The following is a 19,634-nucleotide window of genomic DNA, read 5'->3' as shown; positions in this document are numbered from 1 at the left end:
AAGCGTAATCCCGACCATTAAAATTGTGCGTATGTGTTGGGGTTGCGCATGCCGGAATATTCTTCCTTCCTCCGGTCGATCCGGATCCGCTACATTTCGGGATTGCTTGTCTTTGCGCTGGCCTCGGCCGCCGTCATGTTCGCGCTCAACCGTGTGAATTCGTACCGCCACGAGGTCGATGCTCTCAGCGGCAATTTCGTCATCTTCGCCCGCGACCTGCGCAACGCCACCAATTTCGCCGAGACCACCGGCACGGCCTGGCGCAGCGAGACGCGCGATGCGTTGGCGACCGCCGCGCGCGGCCATTCCGAACGCCTGATGGGCGAGATCGGGATCCTGAACGCCCAGCTTGCCGCGATCAGGCCGCGCCTGTCGAACAACACCGTCAACGCGCTGGACACCGCTTCGGTCAATGACGACCTGTTCTGGTCGGCGCGCGATATGGTGCGCAACTTCAACCTGATGGCGGTCGCCCAAAAGGTCGACGAGTGGAGCTACCGCGAGATCCGTAACCAGAATGACCTTTTCGCCCAGCCGATGCTGGTGAAGGTGCGCACCGCGCTAGACGAGGAGCGCCGCCTCGCCGATGCTTCCAGCGACCGGCTGCTCCTGTGGGCGAGCGGCCTGCTGTTCGCCGTGCTCGCCATCGCGGCGTTTCTGATATTCCGGCCGATGGAGAATGCGATCCGCCGCGCCTTCGCCGAGACCGCCGCATCTTTGTTCAAGGCCGAGGCCGCCGACCGCGCCAAATCCGAATTCCTCGCCAATATGAGCCATGAGATCCGCACGCCGATGAACGGCGTGCTCGGCATGGCCGAGTTGCTTGCCAAGACGGAGCTGACGCCGCGCCAGAAGACCTTCACCGACGTCATCGTCAAATCCGGCAACGCGCTACTCACCATCATCAACGACATCCTCGATTTCTCGAAGATCAATGCCGGCCAGCTGACGCTCGACCCCGCCCCTTTCCGCCTCGCGGAGGCGGTCGAGGATGTGGCGACCTTGGTGTCGGCGCGCGTTGCCGAAAAGAACCTCGAGCTCATCGTGCGCGTCGACCCGCGCCTGCCGGCCTTCGTCGTTGGCGATGCCGGGCGCTTCCGCCAGATCGTCACCAACCTGCTCGGCAACGCAGTGAAGTTTACCGAGAAGGGCCATGTCCTGATCGATGTCGGCGGCGATGTCGTCGACGGTGTGGTCCAGCTCAAGGTCCGCGTCGAGGACACCGGCATCGGCATCCCGGCCGAAAAACTGCAAAGCGTGTTCGAGAAATTCGCCCAGGTCGACGGCTCCTCGACCCGCCGCCATGAAGGCACCGGCCTTGGCCTTGCGATCGGCGCCCGGCTTGTCGACCTGATGGGCGGCAAGATCGGCGTCGAAAGCGAGATCGGCCGCGGCTCCGTGTTCTGGTTCGCCGTGCCGCTGCCGGCGCATAGCCAGCAGGCGCGTGACGAGCTGGTGCCGGTCGACGTCACCGGCGCCCGTGTGCTGGTCATCGACGACAATCCGGTCAACCGCGAGATCCTGCTGGAGCAGCTCAGAAGCTGGAGCTTCGACTGCGCGGCCGCCGAAAGCGGCGCGGTCGGCCTCGCTTTCCTCGACCGCGCCTGCCAGCTCGGCGCCTCGGTCGACTGCATCATCCTCGATTACCAGATGCCCGGCATGAACGGCGCCGATGTCGCCAGAGCCATCGCCGCCGACAGCCGCCTCTCTTCCATCCCCGTCGTGCTGCTCACCTCGGTAGACCAGGTCGATTTCGGCCGCATGGTGATCGATTTCGGCATCGTCGCGCATCTTACCAAGCCGGCGCGTTCGGCGGTGCTGCTGGGCACCGTGATTGCCGCCATCCAGAAGGCGCGCACGCAAGGCGCCAAGGCGCATTTCGTGCGCGAGCCGGTCGCGGCCCAGGCGGCCCCGCCGGCCTTCACCGTCATCCGCGGCCCGTCGGTGTCCTTGCCGGCGGCGCCGGAATCGACGGCAGCGCCGAGCGGCCCGATCGATATCCTGATCGCCGAGGACAATGACGTGAACCAGCTGGTCTTCGGCCAGATCCTCAACGGTTTTGGCCTCAGCTATCGCATAGCCGGCAATGGTCGGACGGCTGTCGAGATGTACCGCTCGTTGCGCCCGCGCCTGGTGCTGATGGACGTCTCCATGCCGGAGATGAACGGCTATGAGGCGACGCGCGCCATCCGCGCCATCGAAGAGCAGAACGGCGATCACACGCCGATCATCGGCGTCACCGCGCATGCGCTAAAGGGCGACCGTGAAAAATGCATCGAGGCAGGCATGGACGACTATCTGCCGAAACCGGTCTCGCCCGACCGCCTCGGCGCCAAGATCGGCACCTGGCTCAGCGAGACCGTGGCGGCGAAGACGGCTTAAGCGTCAGGCGCCAGGTGCGTTCGGCGGCCACCGCCGAGTTCCTTCGCGCCCCCTCTGCCCTGCCGGGCATCTCCCTCACTTGGGGGGAGATCAGCAGTTCCGGCGCTTCGTCCGTCCGTTGGAGATTGGCGAAAGCAAACGTGACGGCCAATCTCCCCCCTTGTGGGGGAGATGTCCGGCAGGACAGAGGGGGGCGCTGTCCCGCCGACTCTGAACCAGCTCTTTTCGAGCCTTCAGCCCCGCCGGAACGGATACAGGAATTGCCGCCAATAGCCTTTCGGCACCGGATGGCCGTGAATGCCATAGCCCTTCGGCCAGCGTCCCTCGGGCAGATGATAGGTGCCGAACAGCCGGTCGAGCAGCGGGAAATGAATGGCGAAATTGACGTCGATTGCCTCTTTCTCGAGGCCGTGATGCCAATGATGGAAGCGCGGCGACACGAGCATCTTTTCGACCGGACCGAAACTGGTTCCGATGTTGGAATGGATGAAGGACGAATAAACGTAGACGATCAGGATATAGGCTTGGATCGCCGATTCATCGAAGCCGAGCACGAACATCGGCGTCGCCGTCAGGCTGCGAAGAACGATGATTTCCAGGAAATGCATCCGCGCGCCGGCAATCCAGTCCATCGACTTGGCCGAATGATGCACGGCATGAAAATTCCACAGGAACGGGATGCGATGGAAGGCCCGGTGTACCCAATATTGGGCAAGATCGGTCAGGAACATCACCGCCAGCAGTTGCACGACCCAGGGGAGATCGTGGACCCAGGCGCGCACCGAACCGAGGCCGGCTTGCGCGTTGACGAAATTGGACGGCGCGAGCGTCAGGTAGGTCAATATCTGAACCAGCAGCGACGAGACCAGGTAATAGAACAGGTCCTCGCGCCATTCGTCGCGGAACACGGTCTGGCTCTTGTTGCGGGCAAAGATGCGTTCGAGCGGGACGAACAGCACGCCCATGAACAGGACATTGAGAATGAAGAAATCAAGGCCGAAGAACACGCCGTCGACATGCAACTCGTGACGCACCGGGAGCATGCCGATGAGCGAGGCCAACAGCACCGTGACCATAGCCCCCACGCCGAGCGTCTTTTCCCGGCGCAGCATCATGCTCAGGATGGCCAGGACGTAGCCCGAGATAAGCACGAAATAGAGGACCGGCTTGAAGAACAGCATCTGGTGGATCGGAGCAAGGTCCGGCATCGAGGTCAGCGTCGGATAGCGCAATACGATGACCATCAGGAGGCCGGTGATCCCGGCAAGCAATGCGATCGAGCCGGACAGCCAGCCGGACCCGAACGGCCGCTTGGTGCGCGGTGTTTCGAGCTCACCGATCACCCTTTTAAGGAAATTCCCCTCCGGCATGATGCTCCCCCCTATGTGATCCGAATAAAAACGCGCCCTGGAAAACACTGTGCCCGCTCTTACTATGGCAAAGCGCAATAAGATTTGAACGCCACCGCCCTGACAAGCGGATTCTCGTCGCAACATTAGCAATTGGCTATCGGCGTTGTTGACGGCCGGGAAGCTCGCGTCCCCGCCAGGAATGCAAGTCGCTACAATTTAAATCGCTGCTGGATGAGGCGGGCACATTCGCCGGCATCAGCCGGCTGGTGTCGAGCTCAAGGTCGTCGGCGACACCCAAGTGCACGCGTTCGAATTGCCAGCGTGCAAGTCCGGGCAGTCGGTCTGCACGCCGGCTTTCGCGCGTTTCGAGCACCTCTTGCGGCCCACTGTCCTGGCGTTGCGTCACCGATTGCGCAGCACCACGCAGGCGCCGCCGACGCTTTGCAGCTTGTCGCAGATGCCGTTGGCCTCGCCGCGCGAATCGGCGCCGATCCTGACCGCGTAGATACCGCGCCGGCCGATCGGCGTGCGCACCCGGCTCACCACCGGGTCACGGCTGGCGAGCAAAGCCGGGAACCTGCCCCTGACCCGCAGCCACTGGCCTATCGCCGCCGAGCGGCGGAAATTGCCCGCCACCTGCACGCCCCACGGCTTTACGTTGATCGAAGCCATGGCGACGGTCCGCGACATGATCACCGGCAGCCTGCGGCAGGCAACCGCGAAGCTCATCTTCGGGTCGAGCGGCTGGACGGTGCCGGCATAGGATTTGTCGGAAAACTTGTCGACGGGCTCGCCCATGACATCGAAGACATAGCTTTCCGTCTCCATTGGCAGGAAGCCGCCCGAGCTCAGCCAGCGCGACACGCGGTTCTCGCCGGCATTGTAGGCCGCGGCCGCGAGCCCGAGATTGCCGTAGCTGACCTTCATCTCGGCGAGATATTTCGCCGAGGCCGGGATGGCCTGCCCGATGTCGAAGGGATCGGCGAGCCCACGCATCTTCGCGGTGCCCGGCATGAATTGCGCGATGCCTTCGGCGCCGACCGGGCTCACCGCGCCCGGATCGAAGCGGCTCTCCTTCCAGATCAGCCGGGCGAAGAAATCCTTGGGCAGCCCGTTCTGTTGGGCCTGGGTCTCGATCAGATCGCAGACGCGGGAAATCAGGCGCTTGGCGGCCGACTTCGACTGCGGCGGATCGGCGAATGCCTGGGCGGCCGGGATCAGCACGAAAAACAAGAGCAGCGTTGCCTTTAGGAAACGCCGCATCGGTTCATTCCGCGGCGGCTTTGCCGTGTCCGTACCGCTGCTCGATATAGTCGCCGACCATCTTCTCGAAATCCTGCGCGATCGAAGGGCCGCGCAGCGTCGCAGCCTTCTTGCCGTCGATGAAGACAGGCGCCGTCGGCGTCTCGCCGGTGCCGGGCAGCGATATGCCGATGTCGGCGTGCTTGGATTCGCCGGGACCGTTGACGATGCAGCCCATCACCGCGACCTTGAGGTTCTCGACGCCGGGATATTTCTCGCGCCATACTGGCATGTTCTTGCGGATATCGGCCTGGATGCCCTGGGCAAGTTCCTGGAACACAGTGGAGGTGGTGCGGCCGCAGCCGGGGCAGGCCGCGACAATCGGCACGAACTGCCGGAAGCCCATGGTCTGCAGAAGCTCTTGCGACACCTGCACCTCGCGGGTGCGGTCGCCATTCGGCTCCGGCGTCAGCGAGATACGGATCGTGTCGCCGATGCCCTGTTGCAAGAGGATACCCATCGCGGCGGAAGAGGCGACGATGCCCTTGGTGCCCATGCCGGCTTCGGTGAGGCCCAGATGCAGCGCATGATCGGAGCGGGTGGCAAGCTCGGTGTAGACGGCGATCAGGTCCTGCACACCGCTGACCTTGGCCGACAGAATGATCTTTTCGCGGCCAAGCCCGATCTCTTCCGCCATCTCGGCCGACAGGATCGCCGACTGTACGATCGCCTCGCGCGTGACTTCCTGCGCGGTGAGCGGCGAGCCCTTCGCCTGGTTGTCGTCCATCAGCCGGGTCAAAAGCTCCTGGTCGAGCGATCCCCAATTGACGCCGATGCGTACCGGTTTGTCATATCTGATCGCCATCTCGACGATCGCGGCGAACTGGCGGTCCTTCTTGTCCTTGAAGCCGACATTGCCCGGATTGATGCGGTATTTGGCCAGCGCTTCGGCGCAGGCCGGATGATCGGCGAGCAGCTTGTGCCCGATATAGTGGAAGTCGCCGACCAGCGGCACATCGATGCCGAGCCGCAACAGCCGCTCATGGATGCGCGGAACCGCCGCCGCGCTCTCGTCGCGGTCGACCGTGATGCGCACGATCTCGGAGCCGGCACGATGCAGCGCCGCGACCTGGGCGACGGTCTGGTCGACATCGGCGGTATCGGTGTTGGTCATCGATTGCACGACGACCGGTGCGCCGCCGCCGACCATCACGCCGCCGACCGATACGCCGACCGACCGGCGACGCGGGAAGGGAGAAGAAAAATATCCGGTCATGCCGGTCGCCTTCATTTGGGAGTTTCGGCATGAGGTGGCGGAGCAAAGATGGCTTGTCAATGGCAAGCGGCGAGCCAGCCTGCAAATCGGCTAGAGCCGTGCGGGAAATAACAACCGGTCCGACCGCAAGATTTGCGGCCAGCTTTCCGTCAATTTCAGTTAAAAGCACCGACCCGGTGGCATTTCTTGCCACCGGAAATTCACCGCAGCGGGTTGCGATGATGGTGCCTGGAAGAGCTTCAGTGTGTCGTCGGACTAGCTTTCAGCTTTTCAATCTCGTCCTTGATTGCCAGCTTGCGTCGCTTGAGATTCACGATTTCGAGGTCGTCGACCGAAGGATGGTTCATCGCATCGGTGAGCTCGCGCTCGATATCACCGTGTTTCCGCTGCAACTCGTCAAGATGGGATGCAAGAGACATGAATGGTTCTCCCTTTCATGGTTTCCTCGATTGCAGCCGTCGCAGGAGCCTCCACCGCAGGTTGCGACTGTGACGGCACCATGACAGTTTGCCACCAACCGATCTCGATGTCGAATGCCACGTGGTAGCATTCCACGACAAAGTGAAATGTGGTAAGGGCTGCGCGCCGGTCACAAACCCGCAAGTCACGGCCCCGCCCAAACAGCCCGATTGGGCGATGCATACGCAGACGGTAGATAATGTCCGAACAGGAACAGGCTGAAATACGCCTCGAATATTCCCGGCTCAAACAAGAACACGCCGATTTCGACGCCGCCATCAACGCGATGATCGCCACCGGCTGCGACCCGCTTCAGATCCAGCGCATGAAGAAGAAGAAGCTGATGCTGAAAGACCGGCTGTCGGCGCTGGAAGACCGCATCATTCCCGACATCATTGCCTGAGCGGATCGCCCCGCACCGTCAAGAGATCGATAGCCGTGCCGCGCGTTCGCGCAGCAGCGCGAGAAGTTCGCCGGTCCGTTCTTCGGACGTGTCGATCGGCACCACAAGGCACATGGTCGCTTCGACCTTGCCTGGCGCAGAGAACACTGGCGCCGCAAGGCATTTGGTGTAGGCATCGACCAGGCCTGACGTGACGCAATAGCCGGTGATGCGCGCCCGCGCGATATCGTCGATGAAATCATCGAGTTCGAGCTTGCGGCCGTCTGGCAGCACGAGGTCGTCTCGCGTGACCATCGCTTCGATCCCGCCGCGGTCGAGGCCGGCAAGCAGCAGCCTGCCGGAGGCTGTCCAAGGCAGCGGGATCTGCAGGCCGGTGGCCGAACTGATGCGGAACGGCCTGGTGCCCGGGCTCGAATGGACGATCGTGTAGCGGCCGCTCTGCAGCATGCAGAGCTCGGACGTCTCGCCGGTTTCTCGCGACAGCGTGTCGACCTCCTGGCGGCCGCGCCTGAGCAGGTCGTTGCCGCGCATATAAGCCATTCCATAGAGATAGAGCTTCTTGCCGAAATAGACGCGGTTGCCGTCGCCAGCCATTTCCAGCAGCCCGGCTTCGACCAACTCGCGCACCAGCGTATAGGTCGTCGAGCGCGGCGCATTGAGCCCTTTGGCCAGGTCGCCGATGCCGATCGCACGCTGGTTGGCGTGCAGGAATTCCAGGATGTTCAAGGCCCTGTTGAGCCCCTTCTCGCGCGAGCCCGTCGGCCGCTCTTCATCCGCACCGTCGCTTGGCCACTCGGTCAGCGTTTCACTCTCTTGCATTGTCGATTCCTAGTGCTAGTATCTGTCTTGTACAGGATACACACGTCTCTTGTAAGAGACAATCGCTGATTGCGACGCGTATCTCTGCTGCATTGGGGAACACACCATCAAAGGAGGTCGCCGTGAACGACACATCCGGCAGACGTGATTTTCTGAAACTGGGAATGGCGGGCCTGGCTACCGCCGGCGCGCTCACCGCCATCAGCGCCGAGAAGGCGGCGGCGCAAGCCGCGTCCGACAGCGTCCTGCGCACCGCGCTCGATCGCGGCAAGCTGATCGTCGGCACCGGCAGCACCAACGCGCCGTGGCATTTCGAAAACGATGCCGGCGAGCTGGTCGGTATGGACATCACCATGGGCCGCATCCTTGCCAAGGGCCTCTTCGACGACCCGACCAAGGTCGAGTTCGTCATGCAGGATCCGGCGCAGCGTATTCCGAACGTGACGACCAACAAGGTCGACATCACCATCCAGTTCATGACCATGACGGCGCAGCGCTCGCAGCTGATCCACTTCTCGCGGCCATATTACGTTGAAGGCGTCGCGCTGCTGACTTTGCCCGGCTCCGAGAACAAGACCTTCGACAAGCTCCTGGCGAACGGTTCCGCCACGCGCATCTCGATCCTGCAGAATGTCGACGCCGAAAGCTCGGTGCATTTTGCCCTGCCGCAGGCGCAGGTGCTGCAGATCGATACCCAGGCGAACGTTCTGCAGGCGTTGGAGTCCAAGCGCGCCGATGCCGCCGCTGTCGATCTGTCGACGGTGCGCTGGCTCGCCTCGCGCAATCCCGACAAGTATTTCGACGCCGGCAAGAGCTGGTACTCGATGCTTTACGGCGCTGCGGTCCGGCAAGGCGACCTCGACTGGCTGACCTTCGTCAACCAGACCTTCACCATCGCCATGTTCGGCCATGAGACGGCGCTCTACGATGCCGCCTTCAAGGAATATTTCGGTCAGGAGCCGCCGCCGCGCCATCCGGGCTTCCCGGTCATCTGACGCGCCACACGACCAACCGGCGGAAGGGCGGGGCAACCGTTCTTCCGCCTGTTCTCCTCACACCGGCCCATGCGAATGATGAATGCTATGTTCACCGCGGGCCATTGAGACGGACGCATGGGCTATACGCTCAATTTCAACCTGATCTGGCGCCATTTCGACAAGCTATGGGGCGGCCTGCTGCTCAGCCTCGAGCTTGCCGTCATCTCGATCGCCATCGGCATCGTCATCGGCTTGGTGCTGGCCGTCTGGTATGTCTCGGCCGGACGCGTGGTGCGCGCCATCATCGCCGCCTATGTCGAATTCATCCGCAACGTACCGCTGATCCTGCTGGTCTATTTGGTCTTCTACGGCCTGCCGACGGTCGTGGACCTTGCCTACAGCGCCCCTACCTCGTTTGTCCTGACGCTATCGGTCTATAGCGGCGCCTATCTCGTCGAGGTGTTCCGCTCAGGCCTGGAAGCGGTGCCGCGCGGTCAGCTCGACGCCGGCAAGGCGATCGGCCTTACTCCATGGCAGCGCCTGATCCACGTACGCCTGCCGACGATGCTGCGCATCACGCTGCCCGCACTGTCCAACACCTTCATCTCACTGTTCAAAGACACCTCGATCGCCTCGGTGATCTCGGTGCCCGAGCTCACCTACGGCGCCCAGTGGATCAACTTCAACACGTTCCGCATCGTCGAGGTCTATCTGGTGACGACGGCGATGTATCTGCTGACCGGCTACACCTTGCTGTTTGCGCTGCGGCTGGTCGAACGCCGGTTCAGGGCGGCGCGCTGAGATGCTGAGCCAGATCCTCTACGCCCTGCCGTTCCTTGCCGAAGGCTTCGCCGTGACCTTATGGGTCTCGCTGCTGGTCGTGGTCCTGTCCTTGATCGCCGGGGTCCTGCTGGGCGTCGGCCTGGTCTACGGGCCAGCGCCGCTGCGTTGGGCGGTGCGCATCTTCTCGGACACTATCCGCGGCATCCCGATCCTGGTGCTGATGTTCTTCGTCTATTACGGTCTGCCCGCGGTCGGCGTGCACCTTCAGTCCTTCTGGGCGGCGGTGCTGGCGCTGACCTTGTTCAAGACGGCGCAGGTCGTCGAATATGTCCGCGGCGCCGTCGCCTCGATCCCGAAAGGCCAGTCGGAAGCGGCGATGGCGATCGGCCTCACCTTCCGCCAGCGCCTCACCTCGGTGATCTTCCCGCAGGCCTTCCGCCGCTTCCTGCCGCCCTGGATCAATGGCGTCACCGATGCCGTGAAGGGCAGCGCGCTGGTTTCGCTGCTCGGCATCACCGATCTGATGCAGGCGATCAACCAGGTCATCGGCCGCACCTATGAGGCGATGCCGCTCTATATCCTCGGCGCTCTCATCTATTTCGCCGTCAATTATGCGCTTTCCTATGCCAGCCGGCGGCTGGAACGGCGCTTCGCTTTCATCCGGGATTAAGTGATGGCCAGTTCGAACGACAACCCAGCGCTTCTCGACATTGCCGAGGTCTCGAAATCCTTCGGCTCGGTCAGTGTGCTGCGCTCGGTCAGCTTGCAGGTGGCGAAGGGCGAGGTGGTGACCATTATCGGCCCTTCGGGCAGCGGCAAGACCACGCTGCTGCGCTGCGTCAACTTCCTCGAAAGCTATGACAGCGGCTCGATTCGCATCGACGGCAAGGAGGTCGGCTTTCGCGACGGCGGCGCGCGCCAGCGGCGCAGCGAACGCGATTTGGCCGCCATGCGCGCCGAGACCGGCATGGTGTTCCAGAGCTTCAACCTCTTCCCGCATCTGACCGCCGCCGGCAACATTATGCTCGGCCTGACCAAGGTGCGCGGCAAGAGCAAGACGGAGGCGCGCTCGATCTCCGAGCATTGGCTGAGCCGCGTCGGCCTCGCCCACAAGGCAGACAGCCTGCCCGCCGAACTTTCGGGTGGCCAGCAGCAGCGAGTCGGCATTGCCCGCGCAGTCGCCATGGAGCCCAAAATCCTGCTGCTCGACGAGATCACCTCGGCGCTCGACCCGGAGCTCGTCGGAGAGGTGCTGGCGGTGGTCCGCAGCCTCGCCGAAGACGGGATGACCATGGTGATGGTCACGCACGAGATGGCCTTCGCCCGCGATGCCTCCAGCCGCATCGTCTTCATGGCCGATGGCGGTGTCTCGGCCGTCGGTCCGCCGAAAGAAGTGCTCGCGGCGGAAACGACCAACGAGCGCCTCCGCGCATTTCTGGCGCGTTTCCGCGCCTCGCATTTCTGAAAGCGGATGGCGTCGGCCATCCAGGGAGTACCCTTCCATGTCGCCTTACATACGGCTCGCCGAGCTCGGCCTGACGTTGCCGGAGCCGCCGACGCCCATCGCCAATTTCGTCACCCATGCCGAGAGCGGCCGGCTGATCTTTCTTTCGGGACAGGGGCCGCTGCGTGCCGACGGCACGCTTTGCACCGGCAAGGTCGGCGATGACGTCACCGTGGAGCAGGCCTATGAGCATGCCCGCCTCACCGGCCTCAATTTGCTCGCCGTCATGCATGCCGCGGCGGGCGATCTCGGCCGCATCGTGCGGGTCGTGAAGCTGCTCGGCTTCGTCAATGCCACGCCGACCTTCAGCGACCACCCCAAAGTGGTCAACGGCTGCTCGGATCTCTTCGCCGATGTTTTCGACAAGCTTGGCGGCCATGCTCGCTCGGCCATCGGCGTCGGCTCGCTGCCACGCAATATCACTGTCGAAATCGAAGCGGTCGTGGAGATCGCCGCCTGACTTAACGGAGTCCACTCACATGAAGACCTATTCCGACACCGGCTCCAACACCACCATCCGCGAGCGGCTGGGCTTGAGGCCAATCATCAATGTCTCGGGCACGATGACGGCGCTGGGCGCCTCGATCATCGTTCCCGAAGCGATCAGCGCCATGGCCGAGATCGCTTCGCAATGGGTGGAGATGGACGATTTGCAGCGCGCCGCGAGCGCGGTGGTCGCACGCCTCACCGGCGGCGAGGCCGGCTTCATCACCGCCTGCTGCGCCTCGGGCATCACCATGGCCATCGCCGGCGCAATGACAGGCACCAATCTTCTCGCGATCGAACGCCTGCCGGACGACACCGAAGGGCTGAAGTCCGAGGTCGTCATCCAGCTCGGCCACATCGTCAACTATGGCGCGCCCATCGACCAGTCGATCCGCGTCGCCGGCGCCAAGGTCATTCCGGCGGGCACCGTCAGCGTCACCCAGGACTATCACGTGCGCGAAGCGATCAATGAACGGACGGCGGCGGCTCTCTACGTCGTCGCCCACCACACCGTGCAATACGGCATGCTCTCGCTGGAGGAATTCTGCGAGATCTGTCATGCCAAGAACATTCCAGTGATCGTTGATGCCGCGTCCGAATATGACCTGCGCAGCTTCCTGGCGCGCGGCGCCGACATCGTCGTCTATAGTGGCCACAAATTCCTTTCGGGCCCGACCAGCGGCATCGTCACCGGCCGCAAGGACCTGGTACGCGCCGCTTATCTGCAGAACCGCGGCGTTGCGCGCGCCATGAAGGTCGGCAAGGAAAGCATTGCCGGTACAATGGCGGCGCTCGACGCCTGGGAGAAACGCGACCATGCCGGCATCCGCCGGCGCGAGGAGGCGGCGCTCAATCTGTGGAAGGATTCACTTCAAGGCATCCCCGGCATCGGTGCTGAGATCATTCCCGACCCGACCAACAATCCGCTCGACCGCCTGCAGGTCTTCGTGCGCCCGGAAAGCCGCTTCACCGCCGCCGGCCTGGCTTCCGCTTTGGCCGCCGGCTCGCCGCCGGTGATCGTCCGCAACCACGAGGTCGAGCGCGGCCATTTTTTCCTCGACCCCTGCAATTTGCATCCCGGCGAAGCGGAGATCGTCGCCGAGCAGCTGCGCGCCGTGTTGACGGCGAAGGAGCGTCCGTCCGATGCGATGAAAATCGCGCGCAAGGACTCTTCGGGCTCTTTGTGTTGGCCGGACTAGCTCGGTGCGCATTCGCCACATCCTTGCGGCTGTCGGCGAATTCCGCTAAGGCGCGCCTTTGCCGCCGCGGAGCCACACCTTGACCGATCAGCGTGCCGACGTCGCCATCATCATGGGCAGCCAGTCCGACTGGGCGACGATGCGCCAGGCGGCGGAAACGCTGGAGGCGCTGGGCATCCCGCACAAGCGGCTGATCGTCTCCGCCCACCGCACGCCCGACCGCCTCTATGAGTTCGCCAAGGGCGCCAAGGCCGCCGGTTACAAGGTGATCATCGCCGGCGCCGGCGGAGCGGCGCATCTGCCCGGCATGACGGCCGCAATGACGCCGCTGCCCGTCTTCGGCGTTCCGGTGGAATCCAAGGCGCTTTCAGGCCAGGACTCGCTGCTTTCCATCGTGCAGATGCCGGCCGGCATCCCGGTCGGCACTTTGGCGATCGGCAAGGCGGGGGCCGCCAATGCAGCGCTTCTCGCAGCGGCGGTGCTGGCGCTGAACGATGATAAGCTCGCGGCCCGGCTCGATGCCTGGCGCTCGGCGCAGACCGCCAAGGTTGCCGCCGAGCCGACGGACACGCCGTGAGTCTGGCGCCCGGATCGACCATCGGCATCATCGGCGGCGGCCAGCTTGGCCGTATGCTGGCGATGGCTGCGGCGCGGCTCGGCTACCGTGTCGTTGTGCTGGAACCGCAGGCCGACTGCCCGGCCGCGCAGGTCGCCAACCGACAGATCGTCGCCGCCTATGACGATCCGGCGGCGCTCGCCGAACTGGCCAGTGCCAGCGCCGTCGTCACTTACGAATTCGAGAACGTCCCGGTCGCCGCGGCGCAAACGCTGGCGGCAACGGTCCCAGTCTATCCGCCGGCCCGTGCGCTTGAAGTCGCGCAGGATCGCCTCACCGAAAAAAGCTTTCTCAATGGCATCGGCATCCCGACGGCGGAGTTCTGTCCGGTCGACAATGACGATCAACTGACCGAGGTCCTCAAAACGTTCAACGGCAGCGGCGTGCTGAAGACCCGCCGCATGGGCTATGACGGCAAGGGCCAGCGCGTCTTCCGCGATATTGAGACAGCCGGCTTTGCCGGCGTCTGCGAGGCGATGGGCAATGTGCCGCTGATCCTGGAATCGCTGGTCGCCTTCGAGCGCGAAATTTCGGTGATCGCCGCGCGTGGGCTGGACGGCTCGGTCGCGGCTTACGATCCGGCCGAGAATGTCCACCGCGAAGGCATCCTGCGGACCTCGACCTTGCCGGCCGCCATCCGCCCGGAAACGGCCGCCGCCGCCAAGGAGGCAGCCGCGAAAATCCTTTCCGCGCTCGGCTATGTCGGCGTCATCGGAGTCGAGTTCTTCGTGCTGGCCGACGGCGCGCTTCTGGCCAACGAGCTGGCACCGCGCGTGCACAATTCCGGCCACTGGACCGAGGCCGCCTGCGTCGTCTCGCAGTTCGAGCAGCATATCCGCGCCGTCGCCGGCCTGCCGCTGGGTTCGCCCGCCCGGCATTTTGACTGCGTCATGGAAAACCTGATCGGCGACGACATGCTGAAAGTGCCGGCGCTGGTGGCTGAGCCCGACCTGATGTTGCATCTCTACGGCAAGGCCGAGTCGCGCCCCGGCCGCAAGATGGGCCATTTCACGCGGATTCGACGCAGAGGCTGAGCCCGCGCCCTAGGGTGTGTTGAGATTCAGGTCAGGCCAAGCCGAAAATGGTGGCTTTCGAGAACCGGCCTACGCCGGCCGTAGCCTTCATCGGGCGAAGACAATTATGAGTGCTTCGGCCGGCGAAGGCCGGAGCGGAGCGGACATTCGGGTCCGTGAGCACCGGAGCGCAGGAAACCATCATTTGCAGGCTGGCATCACCTGAATATCAGCACACCCTACTGCATGTCCTGGTCGTCGTCCCCCTCTGAGCCCGCGCAACTCGGATCGCTCAGCTTGCAGTTGGCGTCGGAGGTCAACTGCTTGATGCGATCATTGGTCAGCGTCGTCAGGCACTGCGAAACCTCCATCGGATGGATGGATCCGCCCTCGCTGTCGGCAGTCGAATAGGCGCATTCGGCGTCGCGGAATGCGATCCAGGCGCGTTGCGCCGTCTGCAGCAGCTTGTTCGAGGCCTGATCGTTGCTGCCGATGATGTTCTTGTAGGCAGCGTTGAGCTTGGCATCGGCCGCCTGGTAGTCGGCATCGGCGCAAATGTTCAGCATCGACTGGCTGTCGTCATTGCGGTCGCAGTCCTCGGCAAAAGCTGCCGGGGCCGTCGCGAGCAAGGCAAGACAGGCAGGCAAAAGCAGGCGGCGCATGTGCAATCTCCGGTCGTTTCGGCGAGACCGCACCATCCCAGCCGCCCTTGAGTCGCGCAATGCCGTGCTGCCGGATGGCGAATATTTGATCTGCCGGCCCACTTGTGGCATTCGGGGCGCGCACACGTGGTTGACACGGGCAAGGCACCTCGTTTATGAGCCACGCAAGTTCCAAGGCGCGCTTTTTCCGGGCGCGCCTTTTAAAATTCGGCCCGGGACGGGCCCTGACCGAACAGGCAAGACCATGAAGATCAAGAATTCGCTCAAGGCGCTCAAGGCGCGTCACCGCGACAACCGGCTGGTTCGCCGCAAGGGACGCATCTACATCATCAACAAGACCGCTCCGCGCTACAAGGCGCGCCAGGGCTGAGGCTTGAGCGCAGCTTGCTGTCGCTTGCTGCGCGGCGTCCTCGCCGCGCTGGTGTCGATTGCCGGTTCGCCGGCGCTCTCACGCTAAAATCGCTTTGACGATCCGCCGTCCGGGACTAGATTCCGGCGATGCGGATTCGTTTTGCATTTCTCGCCGCCCTTTTGCTCTCCGGCACAGTTTTGCCTGCAGGGGCAGAAACGGTGCCCGGCGCGCTGCCGCCAGATGCCTCGCCGCCCGCCACAACACCGCCGCCCGCCGCTCCGACCAGGCAGGGCCGCCTCGACCAGCTCTTCGCTGAGTTGAAGCGCGAGCGCAATGAAAAGGCCGCCGAGCGCATCGCCGGCCGCATCTGGAACGAGTGGAACCAGTCGGGCAGTGCCTCGATCGACCTGATGATGCAATGGGCGCAAAAGGCGACGGAAGACCAGAAATTCGACGTCGCCCTCGACTTCCTCGACCAGGTCGTGACCTTGCAGCCCGACTATGCCGAAGGCTGGAACCGCCGCGCCACCGTCCATTTCATGATGAAGAATTACGGGAAGTCGATGGCCGACATCGACCGCACCTTGCAGCTCGAGCCGCGCCATTTCGGCGCGCTTTCGGGCCTCGCTCAGATCATGGCCGAAACCGGCCACAAGCAGTCGGCGCTGGAGGCTTGGCAAAAGGTGCTGGCGATCTACCCGATGATGCGCAGCGCCCAGAACCAGGTCTCGACGCTCTCGGAAGAGCTCGCCGGCGAGGGGATTTAGGCAGTAGGAATTGGGCAGTAGGCAATAGGAAAGAGAGCAACCTACTGCCTACTGCCTACTGCCTACTGCCTACTGCCTACTGCCTACTGCCTACTGCCTACTGCCCTACTGCCCTACTGCCCTACTCCCCTACTCCCCTCATGAATCTCATCTGCGCCGCCCTCCTCTTCCTCGTTGCTCTCCTCTTTGCCTTCGCCGGCGTCACCCGCGCCGGCGTCTGGCTGGTCGAGCGGCGCAGCCCGCCTATCGGCGCCTTCGCCGAGATCGATGGCGCGCGCATCCATTACGTCCATATCCCGGCGCCCGCCGGCGCCGACCTGCCGCCGGTCGTCTTCATCCATGGCGCCAGCGCCAATCTCAAGGACCAGATGCTGCCGCTGAAGCCCCTCCTCGAGGGTCGCGCCGAAATGCTGTTCCTGGACCGCCCGGGGCTCGGCTGGTCGGAGCGCGGAGACAATGAGACGTTGGCGAAGCAGGCGGATACCATTGCCGCGCTGATGGACCGGCTGGGAATCCGCGACGCAGTCATCGTCGCCCATTCCTTCGGCGGCGCGATCACCACGGCCTTCGCCCGTCAGCATCCGGAAAAAACGCTTGGCCTCGTCTTCCTTTCGCCCGCCACGCATCCCTGGCCGGGCGGCGCGACCGCCTGGTACTACAAGCTCACGGCCACGCCGGCGATCGGCTGGCTGTTTTCCGAAACGCTCGCCTATCCGGCCGGCATGCTGCAGATCGGCGGCGCGACGTCTTGCGTCTTCTCGCCGAACGCTGTGCCGGACTCCTACGTCGACAATGCCTCGATCCCGCTGGTGCTGCGGCCGTCCGCCTTCCGCGCCAACGCCCGCGATGTCGCCCAGCTCTACGACTATGTTCGCGCCGCCTCGCCTGGCTATCGCGCAATCAAGGCGCCGACGGTCGTCATCTCGGGCGATCGCGACAAGGTGGTCTACGCCACGATCCATTCCGTCGGCCTGGAACGCGACGTTCCCGGCGCCGAACTGGTCTGGATCCACAATCTCGGCCACAAGCCGGACTGGATCGCGCCCGACCTCGTGGTCGGTGCCATTGCGAAAGTGGCCGGCGCGCCGGTCGATCTCCACGTGCTGGCGAAAACCGTGGAAGGCCGGATCGCCGGCGATGCGCAAGGTGCCGGTAGATGTCCTGAGCTCCGGGTGCCAGACGCAGAACTCGCGCCGGGCTGAACTCGGAGGTTCAAGCGCCAAGGGCGTGTTGAGATTCGGGTCAGGCCGGCCTCACCCGAATATCGACTACGCTCTAGTGAGTCTCCGACCCCACATAGGCAATCCGCAGCATGTTGGTCGAGCCCGGCGTCCGCAGCGGCACGCCGGCCGTGATGATGACGCGGTCGCCCGGCTTGCCGAAGCCTTCCTCCAGCGCGATGCGGCAGGCCCGGTCGACCATGTCGTCGAGGTCGGTCGCGTCCGGCGAGACGACGCAATGCGTGCCCCACAAAAGCGACAGCCGGCGCGCCGTGTTGACGATCGGCGACAACGCCACGATCGGCACCTGCGGGCGCTCGCGCGCGGCGCGCAGACCGGTGGTGCCCGACGCGGTGTAGGAGATGATCGCCGACAGTTTCAGCGTCTCGGCGATCTCGCGCGCGGCCAGCGAGATGGCGTCTGCGCCGGTGGCTTCCGGCTCCGAGCGCTGCGCATTGATGATGCCGGCATAGGTCGGGTCGGTTTCGACCTTGGTGGCAATGCGGTTCATCATGGCGACCGCCTCGACCGGATAGGCGCCGGCCGCGGATTCGGCCGAAAGCATGATCGCGTCCGCGCCTTCGAAGACGGCGATCGACACGTCGGAGACCTCGGCGCGGGTCGGCACGGGCGCTGTGATCATCGATTCCAGCATCTGCGTGGCGATCACCACCGGCTTGCCGGCGCGGCGCGCCGCGCGCGTGATCTGCTTCTGGATGCCGGGCACGGCTTCCAGCGGCATCTCGACGCCGAGATCGCCGCGGGCGACCATCAGCGCGTCGGAGAGCTCGATGATCTCAGGAAGTCGGGCCACCGCCTGCGGCTTCTCGATCTTGGCCATGATCAGCGCGCGGCCGCGCGCGATCTTGCGGGCCTCCGCCAGGTCCTCCGGCCGCTGCACGAAGGACAGCGCCACCCAGTCGACGCCGGTGGCAAGAACCGCGTCGAGATCGGCACGGTCCTTCTCGGTCAGCGCGCCGACCGGCAGGTCGGTGTCGGGCAGGCTGACGCCCTTCTTGTCGGAAATGCCCGAGCCGGCGACGACCGTGCAGGTGATCGATTTGCCGTCGCTCTTCAGCGCCTTCAGCTCCAGCTTGCCGTCGTCGATCAAAAGACGGTGACCGGCCTCGACCGAACTCAGGATTTCGGGATGCGGCAGATATACCCGCTTCGACGTGCCGGCTTCGGGATTGTCGTCGAGCGTGAAAGTCTGGCCGACAGCCAGCGCTTCCTTGACGTTGGCGAACTTGCCGACCCTGAGCTTCGGGCCCTGCAGGTCGGCCAGGATGCCGATCGGTCGGCCGACGGCCGCCTCGACGGCGCGGATGCGGCCGACCAGCGTGCGCATCAGCTCGTGGTCGGTATGGCTCATATTGATGCGGAAGACATCTGCGCCCGCTTCGAAGAGCTTTCTCAGCATCTCCTCGGAGGAGGAAGCCGGACCGATGGTGGCGAGGATCTTGACCTTGCGGCTACGTCTCATTGACTGTTTGTTCCCGGAGCGGGGGTCGCTGGCGCGCCTCCCGTTGCGGGCTCGTCGGTCAGCTGGACCATCCAGCTGGCCTGCTCGCCCGTGTCATATTCCTGAAATCCGGCGCGTTGGAAGCCCCGGGCGACGCAATCATTCACGCCGGCTATCTTGAACTCTTTTTCGGCGACGCACATGTTGATCGGGCCGTCCCAGCGCCCGCCACGTTCGGCGTCTTCTGCATAAAGATAGTAAAACCTTGATGACAGCGGACCCTCGATCAGCGTCTTGCAGGTCGATCCTTCGATGTGCCACCAGCCCTCGGTGATCCAGCCGGCCTTGGCGCGATAGCCGATGCCGACGCCCACCAGATTTTGCGTCGCGTTGCAAACGCGGAAGTCGGCCCGGGCCGGCGAGGTCGCGGCTATCGCAAAAAAACCCGCGCCGACGATCAGCAACGGCACGGCCAGGCGCTTGCGCAACCGACCGGCAAAACCCATAGCAGATCCCCTTGCGAACCACATTTGCATCTCTCGAAGCCCTTTTCAGCAAACTCCGGGCGCATGTCAACGCGCCGTTTTGTTCAATTCCAATCGATTTAGAAGGGCCCGTCGCGCAAATTCTCCCCTCGGTCGGGGATTTTTTGCGGAAACC

Annotated in this window: 22 protein-coding genes; 13 read left to right on the top strand and 9 right to left on the bottom strand. The window is 63.9% G+C overall.

Features of this window, described 5'->3' with window-relative positions:
* The first annotated feature begins 48 nt into the window (after positions 1-48).
* A complete protein-coding gene (locus tag CK219_RS13925; protein ID WP_095767333.1) occupies positions 49-2,382 on the top strand; it encodes a response regulator in 2,334 nt (777 codons plus the stop codon).
* 233 nt (positions 2,383-2,615) lie between these two features.
* Here CK219_RS13925 and CK219_RS13915 read toward each other — a convergent pair whose 3' ends face one another.
* From CK219_RS13915 to CK219_RS13895, 5 genes are all read right to left on the bottom strand, one after another.
* Positions 2,616-3,752, bottom strand: a complete 1,137-nt coding sequence (locus CK219_RS13915) for a sterol desaturase family protein (RefSeq protein WP_095767332.1) — start codon at positions 3,750-3,752, stop codon at positions 2,616-2,618.
* Positions 3,753-3,888: 136 nt separating this feature from the next.
* Positions 3,889-4,107 (bottom strand): hypothetical protein, encoded by a 219-nt coding sequence (locus tag CK219_RS13910; protein ID WP_245340486.1) that lies wholly within the window; start codon positions 4,105-4,107, stop codon positions 3,889-3,891.
* Positions 4,108-4,136: 29 nt separating this feature from the next.
* Positions 4,137-4,997, bottom strand: coding sequence for a lytic transglycosylase domain-containing protein (locus CK219_RS13905; protein WP_095767330.1), 861 nt, complete (start codon positions 4,995-4,997; stop codon positions 4,137-4,139).
* A 4-nt stretch (positions 4,998-5,001) separates the two neighbouring features.
* Positions 5,002-6,252: a flavodoxin-dependent (E)-4-hydroxy-3-methylbut-2-enyl-diphosphate synthase gene (ispG, locus tag CK219_RS13900; RefSeq protein WP_095767544.1), complete on the bottom strand. Its 1,251-nt coding sequence runs from the start codon at positions 6,250-6,252 to the stop codon at positions 5,002-5,004.
* A 239-nt stretch (positions 6,253-6,491) separates the two neighbouring features.
* Positions 6,492-6,671: a YdcH family protein gene (locus tag CK219_RS13895; protein ID WP_042641511.1), complete on the bottom strand. Its 180-nt coding sequence runs from the start codon at positions 6,669-6,671 to the stop codon at positions 6,492-6,494.
* A 239-nt stretch (positions 6,672-6,910) separates the two neighbouring features.
* Between CK219_RS13895 and CK219_RS13890 the strand changes: the two genes are divergently transcribed.
* Complete coding sequence (locus tag CK219_RS13890; RefSeq protein WP_040985243.1) at positions 6,911-7,114, top strand: DUF465 domain-containing protein; 204 nt, start codon at positions 6,911-6,913, stop codon at positions 7,112-7,114.
* An 18-nt stretch (positions 7,115-7,132) separates the two neighbouring features.
* Here the strand turns inward: CK219_RS13890 and CK219_RS13885 are convergent, their stop codons facing one another.
* Positions 7,133-7,933: an IclR family transcriptional regulator gene (locus tag CK219_RS13885; protein ID WP_095767329.1), complete on the bottom strand. Its 801-nt coding sequence runs from the start codon at positions 7,931-7,933 to the stop codon at positions 7,133-7,135.
* Positions 7,934-8,097: 164 nt separating this feature from the next.
* Here CK219_RS13885 and CK219_RS13880 point away from each other — a divergent pair, with 164 nt between their 5' ends.
* The 8 genes from CK219_RS13880 (at position 8,098) to CK219_RS13845 (ending at position 14,532) form a co-directional block, all read left to right on the top strand.
* Positions 8,098-8,928, top strand: a complete 831-nt coding sequence (locus CK219_RS13880) for a transporter substrate-binding domain-containing protein (protein WP_210200001.1) — start codon at positions 8,098-8,100, stop codon at positions 8,926-8,928.
* 117 nt (positions 8,929-9,045) lie between these two features.
* Entirely contained in the window at positions 9,046-9,711 is a 666-nt protein-coding gene (locus CK219_RS13875) for an amino acid ABC transporter permease (protein ID WP_095767327.1), read from the top strand.
* A gap of 1 nt (position 9,712) precedes the next feature.
* Positions 9,713-10,363, top strand: a complete 651-nt coding sequence (locus CK219_RS13870; protein ID WP_095767326.1) for an amino acid ABC transporter permease — start codon at positions 9,713-9,715, stop codon at positions 10,361-10,363.
* 3 nt (positions 10,364-10,366) lie between these two features.
* A complete protein-coding gene (locus CK219_RS13865; protein WP_095767325.1) occupies positions 10,367-11,158 on the top strand; it encodes an amino acid ABC transporter ATP-binding protein in 792 nt (263 codons plus the stop codon).
* A gap of 37 nt (positions 11,159-11,195) precedes the next feature.
* A complete protein-coding gene (locus CK219_RS13860; RefSeq protein ID WP_095767324.1) occupies positions 11,196-11,657 on the top strand; it encodes a RidA family protein in 462 nt (153 codons plus the stop codon).
* Between the two features lie 19 nt (positions 11,658-11,676).
* Complete coding sequence (locus CK219_RS13855; RefSeq protein WP_095767323.1) at positions 11,677-12,882, top strand: aminotransferase class V-fold PLP-dependent enzyme; 1,206 nt, start codon at positions 11,677-11,679, stop codon at positions 12,880-12,882.
* Between the two features lie 79 nt (positions 12,883-12,961).
* The gene (purE, locus tag CK219_RS13850; protein WP_040985297.1) at positions 12,962-13,459 is read left to right on the top strand and encodes a 5-(carboxyamino)imidazole ribonucleotide mutase; all 498 of its coding nucleotides are present in this window, start codon (positions 12,962-12,964) and stop codon (positions 13,457-13,459) included.
* Complete coding sequence (locus CK219_RS13845) at positions 13,456-14,532, top strand: 5-(carboxyamino)imidazole ribonucleotide synthase (RefSeq protein ID WP_095767322.1); 1,077 nt, start codon at positions 13,456-13,458, stop codon at positions 14,530-14,532. The genes purE and CK219_RS13845 overlap by 4 nt, the downstream gene beginning before the upstream one ends.
* A gap of 218 nt (positions 14,533-14,750) precedes the next feature.
* Here CK219_RS13845 and CK219_RS13840 read toward each other — a convergent pair whose 3' ends face one another.
* Entirely contained in the window at positions 14,751-15,173 is a 423-nt protein-coding gene (locus CK219_RS13840; protein WP_095767321.1) for a lysozyme inhibitor LprI family protein, read from the bottom strand.
* 244 nt (positions 15,174-15,417) lie between these two features.
* Between CK219_RS13840 and ykgO the strand changes: the two genes are divergently transcribed.
* From ykgO to CK219_RS13825, 3 genes are all read left to right on the top strand, one after another.
* Positions 15,418-15,543, top strand: a complete 126-nt coding sequence (ykgO, locus tag CK219_RS13835) for a type B 50S ribosomal protein L36 (protein WP_040974291.1) — start codon at positions 15,418-15,420, stop codon at positions 15,541-15,543.
* 128 nt (positions 15,544-15,671) lie between these two features.
* On the top strand, positions 15,672-16,292 hold the full coding sequence (locus CK219_RS13830; RefSeq protein WP_095767320.1) for a hypothetical protein: 621 nt from the start codon (positions 15,672-15,674) through the stop codon (positions 16,290-16,292).
* 140 nt (positions 16,293-16,432) lie between these two features.
* Positions 16,433-17,494 carry an alpha/beta hydrolase gene (locus CK219_RS13825; RefSeq protein WP_095767319.1) on the top strand — a complete coding sequence of 354 codons (1,062 nt, stop codon included), beginning with the start codon at positions 16,433-16,435 and terminating at the stop codon, positions 17,492-17,494.
* 73 nt (positions 17,495-17,567) lie between these two features.
* On the opposite strand, the gene pyk is transcribed toward CK219_RS13825, so the two are convergent.
* Together pyk and CK219_RS13815 are read right to left on the bottom strand one after the other, a co-directional pair.
* Positions 17,568-18,995 (bottom strand): pyruvate kinase, encoded by a 1,428-nt coding sequence (pyk, locus tag CK219_RS13820; RefSeq protein WP_095767318.1) that lies wholly within the window; start codon positions 18,993-18,995, stop codon positions 17,568-17,570.
* On the bottom strand, positions 18,992-19,480 hold the full coding sequence (locus CK219_RS13815) for a DUF1036 domain-containing protein (RefSeq protein WP_095767317.1): 489 nt from the start codon (positions 19,478-19,480) through the stop codon (positions 18,992-18,994). Before CK219_RS13815 ends, pyk begins: the two co-directional genes overlap by 4 nt.
* Between the last annotated feature and the right edge of the window lie 154 nt (positions 19,481-19,634).

The sequence above is a fragment of the Mesorhizobium sp. WSM4313 genome, assembly GCF_002294725.1.
Classification (GTDB): domain Bacteria; phylum Pseudomonadota; class Alphaproteobacteria; order Rhizobiales; family Rhizobiaceae; genus Mesorhizobium.
This window is presented reverse-complemented; position numbering and strand designations above follow the sequence as displayed.